Below are 15483 nucleotides of genomic sequence, written 5' to 3'. Positions count from 1 at the left end.
CACATGGAATGGTGTGCGTTCTTATCGTTGAAGCAACAGCGAAACCACAATCTCAAAGCTGAGTTTCAAAGTCGAGAGTGGTTGCTGGAAGAAAGGAAACAACATGAACATCAACATGAAGCGCAACGCCCTTCGCTTGGTGGCAGGCATCGCCGCCGTCGCCACGTTGGCGGGTACCGCGGCCTGCGGCTCCTCGAACAGCTCCTCGAGCAGTTCCGATAACACGCTGACCGTCTCCTACTGGGATGATGAGATGCAGCCCATCAAGGACTTCATCAAGGCCAACCCAGACATCAAGGTCAAGCAGGTTCGTGTTCCTGGTGATGACTACAACACCAAGCTCAACCAGATGATCGTCGGCGGTGACGCTCCGGACGTCATGCTGGTGCAGGAAGCGGATTATGTCCGCTTCGCCAAGAACGGTGTACTTATGAAGCTGGATGACAAGCTCAACGACCTTGGCATCGACAAGAGTGATTTCCAGCCGGCGGTTACCGACATTGCCAACCAGGTGGATGGTTACTACGGTTTCCCGCAGGGCTTCGCCACTGAAATCATGTACTACAACAAGGATATGTTTGATGCCGCAGGCGTCAGCTATCCGACCGATGACTGGACTTGGGACGATTACACTGCCGCAGCAGAGAAGCTGACCAAGGCCGATGGCTCCCAGTACGGCTCTGATTCCCCGACCTTCAATGGCGTGTGGTACTCCCTGATCGGCGCGGCTGGAGATAAGGTAGTCGACAACGGCAAGCTCTCCTTCGGCAACGGTCTGAAGAAAGCCCTTGAGTTCCAGAAGAACCTTGTGGACAACAAGTGGCAGCCGCAGCCGGCTTCCGGCTCCAAGGTCTCCGATATGTTCGCAGCAGGCAAGGCAGCCATGACCATGGGTGGAACCTGGCTGGTCAGCTCCTACAAGGACGTTGACTTCAAGTGGGACATCGCCACGATTCCGACCGCTCCGGGTGCCAAGAAGTACAACTCCCTGCACACCTCTTTCTGGACCATCAACGCTAAGACCAAGCACAGCGCGGCCGCTGAGAAGCTCGTCAAGTTCCTGATGAGCAAGGAAGGCCAGAAGTCCATGTCCCAGAGCCTGGGCAATACCCCGGCCTTCCAGTCCATGATGGCCGACGGCTACTACAAGGTGCAGGGCAAGAATGGTCCGAGCAACTGGGACAGCCTGGAAGCTTCCGCCAAGGAAGCCAAGCTCGGCTACACCTTGGTGTCCTCCACCCCGACGTTCAACCTGTACGATCAGTTCAACGCATACGTGCTCGGGCAGACCACTCTGAACGAAGTGACTGGCACGCAGGTTGACAAGGCGAACAAGGAAATCACCGACGCACAGTGACCCAGTGAATCTCTGGCAACAATTCAAATAACCTTCTCCTTCCTCCTCAATCGGCGGCTCTCATGACTTCCAGTGGTGGGGGCCGCTGATTCCTTTCCTGTGCAACATGCACCAACCATCAACTATTTCCTAACCACAGAGGGGCATTCAAATGTCAATCTCCAAGAAAACCGCGAAGTCCACGAGCAAAATGCGCTCGGATGCGGGAGCCGCATGGGGTTTCCTGAGCCCCTGGATTATCGGATTCCTTGTTTTCAGCGCATTTCCGCTGGTGTTCAGCTTCTATCTGAGCCTCACCAAATGGAATCTTATGGGAGACCCGCAGTTCGTAGGCCTGCAGAACTACAAAGAGATGTTCTCTGGCAATGGCGAGCTCGGACAGACCCTGCTGGCCACCGCGATCTTCACCGTCATCAACGTAGCGGTGTCCATCCTTTTCTCCCTGCTGCTGGCCATCCTGCTTAATTTCAAAGTCCGTTTCAAGGGACTATTCCAGTTCTTCTACTATGTGCCGACCATCATGCCGTCCGTTGTCATGGCTGGCTGCCTGGTCCTGATGTTCAACCCGCAGCTGGGCATCGTCAATTACGTGCTCAAATCGATGGGCGTGCAGAATCCACCGAACTGGTCCGGTAGCCAGACCTTCGTGTGGGTACTCGTCGCCGTCGCCTCGGTATTCACATTCCAGACCGGCCAGCAGATGCTCGTCTTCTCCGCAGCACTCAAGGATGTGCCTCAGGAACTGTACGAAGCCGCGGCTCTCGATGGAGCCGGCGCGTGGAAGCGTTTCATCCACGTCACCATTCCAGGCATTGCTCCGATGATGCTGTTCAACGTCGTTTCCTGCACCGTCAACTCTTTCAACAGCGCTTTCTCCCTGCTGTACCCGCTGACTGGCGGCGGTCCGGGCAACGCTACCAAGGTCATTGGTCTGCTGATCTATGACAAGGCGTTCAAGAGCTTCAACATGGGACAAGCCTCGGCGCTCTCGGTAATTCTGTTCATTATCGTCGGTGTGATCAGCGCCCTGCAATTCAAGCTTATGGATCGAAAGTAAAGGAGAGAAGAAATGGAACTGCATACTCCAAAGTACGTGAAAGTCCTGCAGTATGTCGTGATGATTCTCATGGCGTTGTTCATGTTCTTCCCGATCTACTGGATTTTCGTCAATTCGTTGAAAACCATCACCGGCATTTCGGCATGGCCTCCGGAATTCTTCCCCAAGGATCCGCAATGGGGTAACTATGTCAAGGTGCTTCAGAACCCCAATACCCTGCTGTACTTGCGAAACACTCTGGTTTTGGTGGTGCTCAACACGGTAGGCACGCTGTTGACCAGCTCCATCGTTGCTTATCCGCTGGCTCGTATGAACTTCAAGGGACGCGGCACGGTGTTCGCCATCATTCTGGCGACCATGATGGTGCCGTCTGCGGCACTTGTCATTCCGCAGTACCTGCTGTTCCGCAACTTCGGCATGCTTGACTCGTTCTGGCCTCTGATCCTGCCGAGCTTCTTCGCACAGCCATACAACGTGTTCCTGTTCCGTCAGTTCTTCGTTTCGATTCCCGACTCGATTGACGAAGCCGCAATGTTGGATGGTTGCAATCGTTGGCAGGCGTTCTGGAAAGTCATCGTGCCGCTGGGCAAGCCGATTTTCATCACCGTCGGCATCATGTCCGCCAGCTTCTGGTGGAACGAACTGTTCTCCCCGCTGGTCTACATCAATTCCGAAGAGCTCAAGCCATTGACCCTTGGTGTCCTCACTTCCTTCGTGGAGACTTCCGCCGGTGCTTCCAAGACCATGTGGAACCTGCAGATGGCCTTCTCCATGCTGATGATCATTCCTCCTGCACTGCTGTACATCTGCTGCTCGAAGTACATCACCGAGGGCATCAAGACCAGCGGTATGAAGGACTGATTTTTCTTCCGAGTCGCATAGGTTTCCAATACAAAACAAAGGAATTGAAATGACTAATCAGGCCCAGAATCCGAACGTGACTATTACGTCGCGTTTCTGGACACGATATCTCAATATGACCGTAACCAACGCGCTGCCCTACCAGTGGCGTGCACTGAACGACGAGGTCCCCGTGGACGTGCCGGAAGGCGCCGCCTGGGGCGAGAACGGCAGCCAGTTCAGCCACTCGCTGCGCAATCTGCGCATCGCCGCAGGTCGCGAGGAAGGCAAGTTCTCCGGACAGCCGTTCCAGGACACCGACGTGTCGAAGTGGCTTGAGGCCGCCAGCTACGCGCTGCGCCGCAGGCACGAGGGCATCGATGTCGACGAACTCGAAGCCCATGTGAACGAGGCCATCGATCTGTTCGAAGGCGCCCAGGACAAGGACGGCTACCTCGACACCAAGTTCGAGCTGGATCTTCCTGCCGAAAAGCGGTTCAAGGGACTGCGTTGGAGCCACGAACTCTACACAATGGGTCATTTCATCGAAGCGGCCGTCGCCCACTACGAGGTCACCGGCTCCAAGCGTGCCCTGGACATCGCCGAGCGCGTCGCGAACTGCATCGACCGCAACTTCGGTGACGGTGAAGGCCAGGTGCATGGCCCCGACGGACATCCGGAAATCGAATTGGCCCTGGCTCGCCTGTATGAGGCCACCGGCGAGCGTCGTTGGCTCGATCTGGCCGCATGGTTCATCCGCGTGCGCGGCACCGACCCGGAGTTCTTCGACGAGCAGGACAAGGCTGGCGGCCCGCAGTTCTACACCGATCTGCACATGCCGCTGAACTACTTCGTGCAGGACGAGCCGATCCTTGACAAGCAGAAGGCCGAAGGCCATGCCGTTCGCCTGCTGTACTTGGCCGTCGCGGTTTCCAAGGTCGGTCGTCTGCTGGGCGACCAGAAGATGCTCGATACCGCCGAGCGCCTGTGGGACAACATCGTCAAGCATCGCATGTACATCACCGGTGCGGTCGGTTCCTGCCAGGTCGGCGAATCCTTCAGCTTCGACGACGATCTGCCGAACGATCTGGTGTACGGCGAGACCTGTGCTTCCGTCGCCATGATGTTCTACGGCAAGTCCCTGATGGAGACCAAGCCGCGCGGCTCCGTGGCCGACGTGATGGAACAGGAGCTCTTCAACGGCGTGCTCTCCGGCGAACAGCTGGACGGAACCCGCTACTTCTACGTCAACCCGCTGGAAGCGGATCCCGAGGCTTCGAAGGGCAACCCGACCAAGCATCACATTCTCACCCGCCGTGCCGGATGGTTTGACTGCGCCTGCTGCCCGGCCAACCTGGGTCGTCTGATCGCTTCCCTCGATCAGTATCTGTACACGGTTTCCGACGATGGCAAGACGGTGTATGCGCACCAGTTCGTAGCCAACAAGACGGAGTTCGAGGATGACTTCACCATCGAACAGACCCAGACCGGCGACGAATACCCCTGGAGCGGCGACATCACCTTCCATGTGTCCAACCCGAACGGCCTGAATAAGAAGGTTGCCGTGCGCATCCCGCAGTGGTCCAAGGACTACACGCTGGAAGTCAACGGTAAGCCGGCCGATCTTCCGGTGGCCGACGGTTTCGTGACGGTGGACGCTTCCGCCGCCGAGACTGAAATCCATCTGGTGCTCGACATGTCCGTGCGTCGCGTGCGCGCTTCCCTGCGCGTGCGTGCCGACATCGGCAAGCTGGCTGTGGCCCGTGGCCCGATCGTGTTCTGCATGGAACAGGTCGACAACGAAGGCCCGCTGTGGCTGGACGGCATGAGCGCCGACGCCGAGGTGTCTGAAGCCTATGAGCCTGATTTACTGGAAGGCGTCGAAGTGCTCAAGGTCAAGGGCAGCCGTCTCGAATCCCCGAGCGACGACCAGTACCAGAACGTGGCCGAGCCACTCGCCGAGCGCGAGGAAACCCTCACCATGATTCCGTACTACGCCTGGTGCAACCGCGAGGAAGGCCAGATGCAGGTCTGGATTCGCGAAACCAAGTAGCACATCGTCGTTGTCTGTGGCAATGTCATAGACAATAACCTAACGCAGTGGGGCCGGTTCTTTTCGGAACAAACCGAAAAGAACCGGCCCCACTGCGTTGCGGTCCTACCGTTCCCGCTTGAGTTACGAGATTGAGTTACGGCTCCGTTGCGTACTGTCCTATTGTGCATCATCGACGGCGCCTGAATCATCATCGATGATGCCTTCCTGCATTCTTGACAGGCAGGCATCATCTCCTATTCCCGGACGAGTGACGTGCCAACGCCATTTCCCAAGCTTTCCGGCTCACAGCGATGGGAGTGCATCCGCACAATAGCGTGGCTCCAGCCGCCATGATGGCCGCATTGCGCGCATCATGCAAGTCACTTGGATCAGGAGCCGGCTCGGGAATGCTCACACGATGCCCCGAGACCAGCAGACGCTGCGTGTTGATGCCATACGGTGTGCAGGTCATCAATGTGACGCGATCCTCTCCTTTGCGGATCTTCAGTTTGCTAACGTCGCTTGGATCGATCACGCTGATGTTGTCCACCTCATAGCCGAGCGTCTCGTTCATGATCTCGATGTAGAAGAAATCGCCCTTTTTCATCTCGTCAAGACGTGTGAACATCAAGGCTGTCACAAGACCACGGTGCCCGGTGATGACGGAATGAGTCGATTTTCCTCCCACCGGCAGCGAGGTTCCGTACAAATGCCCTGAGCCGGAAGCAAGCGACTCTTCTGACGTTCCATGATAGATGGGTAGATTCACGGAGATTCTTGGAATTCTGATGGCGCCCATCACACCATTGCCTGCGTCAAGCAGGGACTGGTATTCCGCATCATTGGTTGCCGCGGAATCTTCTTTCTGGCTTGTTGCGCCACTTTGCAGGGAGGCAAAGGGGTCTTTGGCCTCTCCTAATACCGATTGTCCCGAGGATGCGAGCCTCGCATTGTACTCCTTGGCTTGTTTGAACTCGTTTTCCGCGTCGGGATAGGGCCATCCCGCCACATGCTCAGCGACGGTGCTGGTCGTGTTTGCAAGTTGTCTGCCGTTTTCCCATTGCAGGGCGATGGGAAAACCGGCAATGCCGATTCCCGCGACGAGCAATGCCGTCGTCACTATTTTGAGCATGGCTCGACGGCATTGCATGGCGTGGTATGCCGTTGTGATGCTGTGCAGATCTATCGCCGCGTCGAAAGAGGGCGGCGCTGAAGCTCGTCTATGAAACGAACGCACGGCTATGGCCTTTCTGCTATCGGCGATTGTTGTCTGATTCACCCTGTGGAACGTCTGGACGATTGGGAGCCACTGCAGAATCATGCATTGATTCCCAATGGGTTCCACATATGTACACCGATAATACTAAAGATGAAAAAATTCCCCCTTATGATATGTAAGAAGGAAACATTTCCGGTCTAAAAAAAACAGAGGAAGAACTTTTGTTCTGAATTAGAGTCCTATGTAGGAAATGTTTTTTAACCACGGCATTGCTGCTGTCAGGGAACAGATCCGGTCAAAGATTGATGGGATCGTAATCAGGAACGAAAGAGCCGATATGCAGACTCAGAAACCGATGCAACGTTTGGCAAGACGCATAAGGACCCTTGTCGGCTGCGTCGCGCTGTGTGGGCTGGCGGTCGTGAGCATCACGGCAGCCCTTCCTGGAGGTGTGGCATCTTCCGCCTCGGCATATGCGGATGACTCGATTCCGGCGCAGACGGCTAAGGCCGTCGAACGGCATGTTATTGTCAGTGACGGCAATTTTGAGACGCTGCGCGATGCTATAGGACAGGCTTTGCCCAGCGTGACGACGGTCGTCGAACTGAGCGGCGACTATGAGGCGCCGACGTCTTTCGATAAGAGCTACATCACGATTCCTGACAAGGCGGATGTCAGAATCAGTGTGCCGGACGGAAGCAATGCCTCGCTGCGTCGCGCGGAAGGCAGCGTTTCTACATATACGTTGTTCTCCTTGAAGGACAATGAGTCCTCGTTGGCTATCTCCGGTGATTTCACATACCATGACAGCTTCACCATGGCCTATGTCGGCAAGGGGTGCTCGCTCACTATCAATGGCGGCACCTTCAGTAACAATTCGGCGACCGGCAACGGTGGTTTGATTTACGCCAATGGCGGCACGTTGACCATCAATGGCGGTACTTTCACCGGCAACTCCACCTCCAATGGCAATGGCGGCGCAATCTACGCCAACAACACCACGACGACCATCAATGGCGGTACTTTCACCAGCAACTCTGCGACCGGCAATGGCAACCATACCGGTGGTGGCGGCGCAATCTACGCTAACAATGGCACGTTGGCCGTTACCGGTGCCAACGTGATGTTCTCCAACAACACGGCCACCTGCAAGACAGGCACATACAGCATCGGTGGCGGCGCGATCTACGCGTTTGATGCCACGATGTCGATCAGCAACGGCGCGCAGTTCACCAACAACAAGGCGATAACGGGCGGACGTCTGGGCGGTGGCGGCGCAATCTGGGTCAAGGGAAGCCTGACCATTGGCGGCGCGACGTTCTCCAATAATTCGCATGATCCGGTAGGGGGCTGGCATTTCGGTGGCGGCGCGATCTTCATGTCCGGTTTGACGGTGGACGGCTCCAGCAAGAACCAGACCAAGAGCACACTGACCATCATCAAGGCCACCTTCACCGGTAATGAGGCGAAGAACACCTTCGATTTGGGCGGCGGCCAGTATGGCGATGGCGGCGCGGTCTTCCTCGGCTGGAACAGCACGATGATTCTGCAAGGTCAGCAGGGTGAAATCTCGTTCACCGACAACAAGGCGGCACGACTCGGCGGAGCCGTATATACCGAAGAGGACACCGTCACCTATATGGCGCAATCCTTCATGAGCAACAACACGACCGGACACTTCGGCGGCGGCCTGTGGCTGTGCCCGTCCGGCCAAGGCATCTCCTCCAAGGGAAACTCCGTGATCGCGGTCAACAATACGGCGAATCTCGAAGACGATAGGTATGCGAATGGCACGCTAGCTTCCCTTGATTCGAGGAAGGCTCCCATCAGTGGCGCGGCCGGTGATGATTTCGCCATCATGTCCCCGACCAAACCGGGTATCAGCAACTCGTACGAACTGTCGAGCACCGGCTGGGGCAACGACGAAAACACGCAGGTAGTGCACTGGTACCAGGATGGCACGCTCACCAAATACACGGACGGCTTGAGTATCGACAGCCTTCTCAATGATGCTGACCATGACAACAAAGGACTGTCGGTGGCATCGAATTCCACCCGCTATGCCAGTGGCACCGAGGAATACTCGTCTGGCATCATCAGTTCCAAGAACACTTCCGGCATCAAGGACGCAAATGGTGTAGTCCAATGCTCTGGCAATACGGCAGACTGCGTGCAAAGCGTCGGTGTCACGTTGAAGGCGACTATGGATACCGCCACGGCACAGAGCTACGAGCAGAAGGCAGCCGTGGTGTTCACGGGCAACCATTCGGATAACGCAGGTGGCGCTTTCGGCTCCAACGGCGCCGTCGTGTTCGCTTCACCCTACAACGCCGCTTGGCGCAAGGTGAGCACGCAGGATCTCCAGAGCAGCCAGAGCACTAAGTCAGGCGATTCAAGCGATCCTCAGGCATTGGCGGGATCCGAGTGGACACTGATCATCAAGCAGTCGCAGATTTCCACCAACAGTGCGCAAGGCCAGAATGCGTACATGACCTCAAACGGCAAACCGACTCCGTATTTCTCCGAGGCCATCAACACGGCGAACTGTAACCGTGATAAAACTTCGTGCTGGGCGTTGTCTGATAGCAACGACCCCGATCCGACTTGGACGCTGACTATCAAGGATAATAGCGGTTACGACGAGAACTCTGCCGACGGTGAATTCAACCTCTCCAATCTTGCAGGCGGCACGTTCACGCTGACGGAGACCGAAGCGCCAAAAGGCTATTACATATCGACGAAAACCTATACGTTCACCACCGGCGACACGGTCAAAGGATTCCCTAATATTCAGGTCGATGGAAAAGACCTGTCGAAGTCGTCGACGGGTGTTCCGCAGATCGGCGATGACGCGATACCGACTTCCATCGCATGGAACAAGGTCGATTTGCAATCGAAGAGCAAAATCGACGGATCCGTCTGGCAGTTGCTGAAGAAGAGCGGCGATGCCTACACGGCCGTCGATGGATACAAGGAGGTCAAGGACTGCACGTCCGGCGATTGCGCGACTTCCACGGATAAAGACGCTACGGCAGGTGGATTCCGTTTGGACGGTCTGACCGCGGGTGAATACCAGCTCAAGGAGACCACCGTGCCGACGGGTTATGTCGATACGGATGAGGTGAAAGCCAGGACGTACGACTTCGTCATCCCCGACTCGACCAGCCAGACAGCCACCCCTGACACCAACAACGTCACCTTGATCGACGGCGTGTACGTGGTACTGTTGAAGGACGGCAGCACTTCCAAATTCGACGCTGCCAGTAAGACCAACGTCGTCGGCAACGACCGTAAGACCGGTTCCGTGGTATGGAACAAGGTGAGCGCCGAGGACGCGGACAAGAAGCTTTCCGGCTCCGAATGGCAACTGCAAATCAAGAACGGTGACGACTGGATCGCGTTGTCGTACAACGCGGTTGCGGCCGGCTCCGTCAAATGGCAGCAGCCTTCCGGCACGGCATTGCCCACCACCATCACCGATTGCGCCGCACAAGGATGCCGGGGAGCCGACGCGGATGCCGACAGTGGAGCGTTCAAGCTGTCGGGACTCGGCTGGGGAACCTACCGTCTGATCGAGACCAAGGCCCCGTCTGGATTCGTGCTCCCCGACAAGAAGACCACATGGTACGAGTTCACCATCGATGCGGAACACGCCGGCGATACGGCCATCGCCCTGCACCCGTCCACCGGCGACGGGTCGAGCGCTTCGGCCCTGCTGACCCCCGCCAGGACCGACGACGGCCAGGGACAGCGTTCCAACGCCATCGCCAACGTGCCCGTGGCGGCCCAGTTGCCGCTCACCGGCGGCCGGACCGATCGCGCATGGCTGCTGGGCGGATTGGCCATCTGCCTGCTCGCGCTGTTGGGCAATGCCCTGTACAGGCGCATGGCCGGCGGCGGATCCGATAGTCGTCTCGCCTCGTGAGCAATCGACCGACGATTCTTACCCCTCGAAGAAGTAACAACAAGAAAAGAAAGGTAGAGAGACCATGTCATTGAAGAAGGTCTTTTCCACTATCGCCGCGGCAGCGATCGCCGTGGGCGGTCTGGCAATAGGAGCCAGCGCCGCGTCGGCCGACGAGGCCACATTCGGCACCGCCATCACGCTGACCGCCTCGGACAAATCGCAGCTGGAGGGCCACACGTTCTCCGCGATCAGGCTCGCGGACTATGCGTCCGACACGGACGGCTACGTGTCCGTGACCACGGTCAAGGACAACGAGAGTGTGTACAACAAGATCGTTGCAGCGGCCACGGCGTCGAACGGTGACGAGGCTCTGCCCGAGGGCATCGACCCGGTCGCCTACATCAGCGGCGCGTCTACCATGGGCGCGCTGACGGATGACGACCAGAATGCTGGTCAGGACAACAGCACGTCCTCCAAGCCGTGGACCGGTTCCGTGCGCACGTTCGTCAACGACCTGACCAATGACGACACACTGAAGAACGCCGCGACCGCTGTGACGTTGGGCGAAATCACTGAATCTGACGAGAATGGGTACTCCGCTACCCTGAACATGGAGACGGCGGGCCTGTACCTGATCTTCGACACCACCGATGCCGAGGAGACCGCCAAGGGGCAGGACGTGAACGCCATCCCGATGCTCGTCGGCACCGACATCATGGGTGCCAGCAACAGGTTCGTGGACGAGAACGGCGACGAAACCGCCCAGTGGCCGGCCACGTACATGGGCACGGTGGCCGTCAAGAACCAGACCACCACGGTGAGCAAGACCGTGAACGGCGAGGAACAGATCAGCGCGTCCATCGGCGATACGGTGCACTACCAGTTCTCGGCCCTGCTGCCCACCACCACCGGTTTCAGTGCCTCGAACCCGTACACGTTCAAGCTCACCGACACCCCGGGCGTCGGTCAGGAGATTGATATGTATACCGGCAACACCAACTCGTACGGCAACAGCACGTTCACCGTGTTCATCGATATGAACGAGAACGGCCAGTTTGATGATGGTGATGTGCGCCTGCCTCGTGTGAGCACGAACGACACCACCGGCAAGGGCTTCACGTTTACGGATGGGAACGGCACAGGCCTCGCAAACTATGAGGGTGCCCACTTCACTGGAAACAACACCAGCCAGTTCGTGATCGACCTGTCCAAGTTCGTCAGTTCCGACGACTACCAGACCAGTGATTACGCAGGTAAGAACGTCGTGGTCAAGTACAATGCGACGATCACCGCTAATGCTCAGAATGGCAAGGTGCCGAACAAGGTCGAGGTCAATTCGCAGAACGCGAAGGCCGAAGACTCCACCAAGATCACCTACGGCGGCTTCTCCTTCACGAAGACCGACGCGGCCGGCAACGATCTGACCGGTGCCAAGTTCGCCATCAAGAACTCCGACAACAAGTACCTCAAGTGGGAGAACGGCGTGTGGAAGACCGTCGACACCGCTGATGCCTCCGCTCGCGGCGGCGATGTAGACGAGAACGGCGAGGAGACCGCGAAGTTCACCTACACCGGTCTCGCCGACGGCACCTACACCGTCGAGGAGACCCAGGCCCCGACCGGTTATCTTTCCTCCGCGAAGGTCACGTTCAAGGTGACCATCAAGAACGGCAAGGCCGTGCACTTCGACGAGACCGATCTCGTCAACGGCAACAACGACAAGGGCTCTGCCGATGGTACGGATGAAATCACCGGTTACAAGGTGAAGAACTACAAGAGCATCAGCCAGCTGCCGCTCACCGGTGGCGCGGGCATCGCCCTGTTCACCATCGTCGGCCTGCTGCTCGTCGGCGCCGGCGTGACCGTCCACATGAAGAACCGCAACGGAAACCGCGCAGCACTCGTCTGAGCGGTTCAACCAACCACCAAGCCGTTCCATCATTGCAATGACCGGCTGAAATAATCCGTGCCTCCCACCTTCCGTGGGAGGCACTTCCTCCCACTTTCCTTCGTCCGGAACCCGCCAATCTCTCGAAGATGAGGACACATCGTGAAATACGATGCCGGACCACCCCACGAATTGCTTGGGACACCGACGTCCGCGTCCCAAAAAAGAAATAAAAGGAGTAGCAATGAAGATACGCAAACCATTGGCGGCGGCGCTGGCAACGGCCACAATGGCCGCGCTGGCTGTCACCGGTGGTGTGTCGACGGCTTCCGCGGCCATTGACAACGCCTCGGTCACGGTACATCTTGACCAGACCGGCTGCACGCAGAACACCAACAACACCGATTGCCAGATCACCCATGGCTCGACAGGCTTCCTGTACGGCCTCACCGATGACGGCATCTCCAGCGACACCACGCTCAACGGTTTGAGCCTGACCGAGAACAGCGTGCACGTCGGCAAGTCCCCCAGCGGCGTGCAGCATCCGAACGGCGACGTGCTGAACACCACCGACCAGTGGAAGCGCAATGGTGGCGGCGAGATCCAGGTCTACATGAAGGAAGCCTACAAGAACTTCCCGTATGTGGCCTATGGCGACGGTGGCATGGACGGCGATTACGTGCCGAAGCTCAAGGCCATGGTCGAGGAGTTCAACACCAAGTTCCCCCAGTACAAGGACGATGTCGTCTGGATTCCGTTCAACGAGCCGAACATCAATGATGCGAACTACTGGAATCTGGCCAGCAAGGAGAGCGTGCAGAAGACGTTCTTCGAGGATTGGGACAAGGCCGTGGAGGCCATCCGCTCGGTGTACCCGAAGGCTCGTATCGGCGGAGTGAACTTCGACCACTACGACAACTCCTTCTACAAGAAGTTCATCCAGCACGCCAAGGGAAGCGGCACCGTGCCCGATGTGGTCACGTGGCACGAACTCGCGGACGGATTCGGCAGCTATCTGAACCACTTCCAGCAGTGGAAGGCCATTGAGAAGGAAGTGCTCTCCGATTACACCCCGCCAGCAGGCACTGCGTTGCAGAAGGGCCAGACCATCAAGGTCAGCATCAACGAATACGCGTGGAAAGACCAGAACGGTAAGGCCATCGAACAGGTCAAGCCGGGCCGTCTGCTGCAGTACGTCACCCGCTTCGAGAAGACCGGCGCCCAGGGCGCTCTGCCGTACTGGTACCCGGCCGGCGATCTCGACTGGCTGGTCACCAAGAACAACCAGGTGACCGGCTCCTACTGGCTGTACTACTGGTACGGTCTGATGAAGGGCGATCTGCTCAAGGTCGATCTCGCCAAGGAAAACGGCAAACCGCAGGTGCTCGCCTCCTATGACAAGAGCAGCAACCAGACCCAGATTCTGCTTGGCGGCGCCAATGATTCCACGTACTCCACGACGGTGAACCTGAGCGCTTTGTCCGACAAGTATCCGAACGGCGCGCATGTGACGGTCTATGCGACCGACGCCACCGCCCCGGCCGACCTGAACAATGTCGCGACCAGTGTTCCGGCCGCTTCCGACGGCCCTTACGTGGTGGCCGATCAGGACCTGACCATTACCGATGGCCAGGCCAGCCTGCCGCTCACCAACCTCAAGGGCGACAGCGCCTACTATGCCATCGTCACGCCGGCGACCTCCCAAGGCAAGGTCTCCAAGGACACCGTCGAAGCCGAATACGCCCGTCGTAGCGGCACCGGCACGGTGAACTACGGCAATGCCGCCGGATACTCTGGCACCGGCTATGTCTCCGGCACGGACGGCACCGCCTCCAGCGATTTCTTCGTAACCTCCACGAAGGACGGCTACAACGAGGTGACGCTCCGTTACAGCGCCCCGAAGGCCGATGGCCAGAACGCGAAGCGCACCGTCACGCTGAAGGTCAATCCGAACGAGAGCTCCGCCAGGAACGATTCGCAGGAACTGACGCTTGAGCTGCCGGAAACCAAGGATGCCAACACCTGGCAGACCGCCAAGGTTCGCGTCTACATGCCGCTGGGACTCAACCAGATCAAGGTGGAAGGCTACGGCACCCAGGGCGTGCTCATCGATTCGTTGAGCACTTCCTCCGCGGACGACTCCTCCGTGACCCGTTACGAAGCCGAGGACAAAACGAACAACACGCTCAACGGCAGCTCCAGGGTCAGTGCCGATAGCAAGGCCTCGAACGGCAACATTGTCGGCAATGTCGGCAACGGCGCAAACAACTGGCTGCAGTTCAACAAGGTGACCGTTCCGGAGGACGGTAATTACACGCTGACCATCGGCTACGCCCAGTGGGAATACACGGCAAGCAATAAATGGCAAATCGTGAACCGGTGGGCGGATATGTCCGTGAACGGCGAGACCTCGAAGCATCTGGTATTCGCCAACACCCGTGGCTGGAGCAACTTCTGGACCACTTCGGTTCGTGTGAACCTCAAGAAGGGCGAGAACACCATCCGCTTCGGCAACGCGAACACGGGCACAGCATCGGAAAGCGGCAAGGCCAGCGGCTGGGCGCCGAACTTCGACTACATCCAGGTGGCGCCCACCACTGACGGCGTCGAATATGCGGACGATTCCACGGAATCCTATCTGTACTACGTGGACGCCGGCGCGCGTGGAACCAATCCGACCACGTCGGCCGCGTACGATGCCGCGGTACGTGCCGCGCAGCAGGCGAAATCCGCGCTGCTCAACACCAAGCCGGATCAGCAGACCAATGGCAAGTGGGGTGCGTCCACCGCGGTGAAGGTGGGTACGCTTACCGGCAAGGCGGACAACACCGTGCTCAACGCCACCGGAAAGTCGATGGGCTACCGGTTCACGCTGCCTGCTGGCACGTACAAGCTCACCGCCGGCCTTGGCGGCATCGGCAAGGCGGGCGTGTACAGCCAGAAGGTCTCCTGGACGGGTGGTTCGCAATCCGGCAATCCGGTAACGGTTTCCGCAACGGACGCCGATCCGGTGACCGGCGAGGTTGCCTTCACGCTGAGCAAGCAGACGACGGTGACGTACACGGTCACCCGCACCAGCGGCGTGAACCCGACGTTGTCGTGGATCGCGGTGCAGCAGGCGAACTGACCGTTTTCCGTGCGGTAGGGGAGTCGAAGCAACGGGCGTGGCATAGGCGGTTG

Annotated in this window: 8 protein-coding genes; 7 read left to right on the top strand and 1 reads right to left on the bottom strand. The window is 58.1% G+C overall.

What is annotated here, in order from left to right; genetic code table 11:
- Nucleotides 1–103: 103 nt before the first annotated feature.
- The 4 genes from KSX58_RS00230 to KSX58_RS00215 all read left to right on the top strand — a co-directional run bounded on the left by KSX58_RS00230 (nt 104) and on the right by KSX58_RS00215 (nt 5307).
- Complete coding sequence (locus KSX58_RS00230; RefSeq protein ID WP_046999155.1) at nt 104–1357, top strand: ABC transporter substrate-binding protein; 1254 nt, start codon at nt 104–106, stop codon at nt 1355–1357.
- A gap of 151 nt (nt 1358–1508) precedes the next feature.
- Entirely contained in the window at nt 1509–2414 is a 906-nt protein-coding gene (locus tag KSX58_RS00225) for a carbohydrate ABC transporter permease (protein ID WP_038444177.1), read from the top strand.
- Between the two features lie 12 nt (nt 2415–2426).
- Nucleotides 2427–3275 carry a carbohydrate ABC transporter permease gene (locus tag KSX58_RS00220; protein WP_038444178.1) on the top strand — a complete coding sequence of 283 codons (849 nt, stop codon included), beginning with the start codon at nt 2427–2429 and terminating at the stop codon, nt 3273–3275.
- A gap of 49 nt (nt 3276–3324) precedes the next feature.
- The gene (locus tag KSX58_RS00215; RefSeq protein ID WP_038444180.1) at nt 3325–5307 is read left to right on the top strand and encodes a glycoside hydrolase family 127 protein; all 1983 of its coding nucleotides are present in this window, start codon (nt 3325–3327) and stop codon (nt 5305–5307) included.
- 229 nt (nt 5308–5536) lie between these two features.
- On the opposite strand, the gene KSX58_RS00210 is transcribed toward KSX58_RS00215, so the two are convergent.
- Complete coding sequence (locus KSX58_RS00210; RefSeq protein WP_143240625.1) at nt 5537–6439, bottom strand: class C sortase; 903 nt, start codon at nt 6437–6439, stop codon at nt 5537–5539.
- A gap of 406 nt (nt 6440–6845) precedes the next feature.
- Between KSX58_RS00210 and KSX58_RS00205 the strand changes: the two genes are divergently transcribed.
- The 3 genes from KSX58_RS00205 (at nt 6846) to KSX58_RS00195 (ending at nt 15430) form a co-directional block, all read left to right on the top strand.
- On the top strand, nt 6846–10433 hold the full coding sequence (locus tag KSX58_RS00205; RefSeq protein ID WP_038444182.1) for a SpaA isopeptide-forming pilin-related protein: 3588 nt from the start codon (nt 6846–6848) through the stop codon (nt 10431–10433).
- A 64-nt stretch (nt 10434–10497) separates the two neighbouring features.
- Nucleotides 10498–12324 (top strand): SpaA isopeptide-forming pilin-related protein, encoded by a 1827-nt coding sequence (locus KSX58_RS00200; RefSeq protein ID WP_217752017.1) that lies wholly within the window; start codon nt 10498–10500, stop codon nt 12322–12324.
- A gap of 223 nt (nt 12325–12547) precedes the next feature.
- Nucleotides 12548–15430, top strand: a complete 2883-nt coding sequence (locus KSX58_RS00195; protein WP_229089155.1) for a hypothetical protein — start codon at nt 12548–12550, stop codon at nt 15428–15430.
- The last annotated feature ends 53 nt before the right edge of the window (nt 15431–15483 follow it).

Source organism: Bifidobacterium sp. MSK.17.10 (genome assembly GCF_019129655.1).
GTDB lineage: Bacteria > Actinomycetota > Actinomycetes > Actinomycetales > Bifidobacteriaceae > Bifidobacterium > Bifidobacterium adolescentis.
The sequence above is the reverse complement of the archived record's forward strand: the minus strand, read 5'-3'. Positions and strand labels throughout refer to the sequence as shown.

What these genes read in the sequence shown, in the direction of transcription:
- KSX58_RS00215 (WP_038444180.1), top strand. Translation starts at nt 3,325, where the DNA reads ATGACTAATCAGGCCCAGAATCCGAACGTGACTATTACGTCGCGTTTC.
- KSX58_RS00225 (WP_038444177.1), top strand. Translation starts at nt 1,509, where the DNA reads ATGTCAATCTCCAAGAAAACCGCGAAGTCCACGAGCAAAATGCGCTCG.
- KSX58_RS00210 (WP_143240625.1), bottom strand. Translation starts at nt 6,439, where the DNA reads ATGCAATGCCGTCGAGCCATGCTCAAAATAGTGACGACGGCATTGCTC.
- KSX58_RS00220 (WP_038444178.1), top strand. Translation starts at nt 2,427, where the DNA reads ATGGAACTGCATACTCCAAAGTACGTGAAAGTCCTGCAGTATGTCGTG.
- KSX58_RS00200 (WP_217752017.1), top strand. Translation starts at nt 10,498, where the DNA reads ATGTCATTGAAGAAGGTCTTTTCCACTATCGCCGCGGCAGCGATCGCC.
- KSX58_RS00230 (WP_046999155.1), top strand. Translation starts at nt 104, where the DNA reads ATGAACATCAACATGAAGCGCAACGCCCTTCGCTTGGTGGCAGGCATC.
- KSX58_RS00195 (WP_229089155.1), top strand. Translation starts at nt 12,548, where the DNA reads ATGAAGATACGCAAACCATTGGCGGCGGCGCTGGCAACGGCCACAATG.
- KSX58_RS00205 (WP_038444182.1), top strand. Translation starts at nt 6,846, where the DNA reads ATGCAGACTCAGAAACCGATGCAACGTTTGGCAAGACGCATAAGGACC.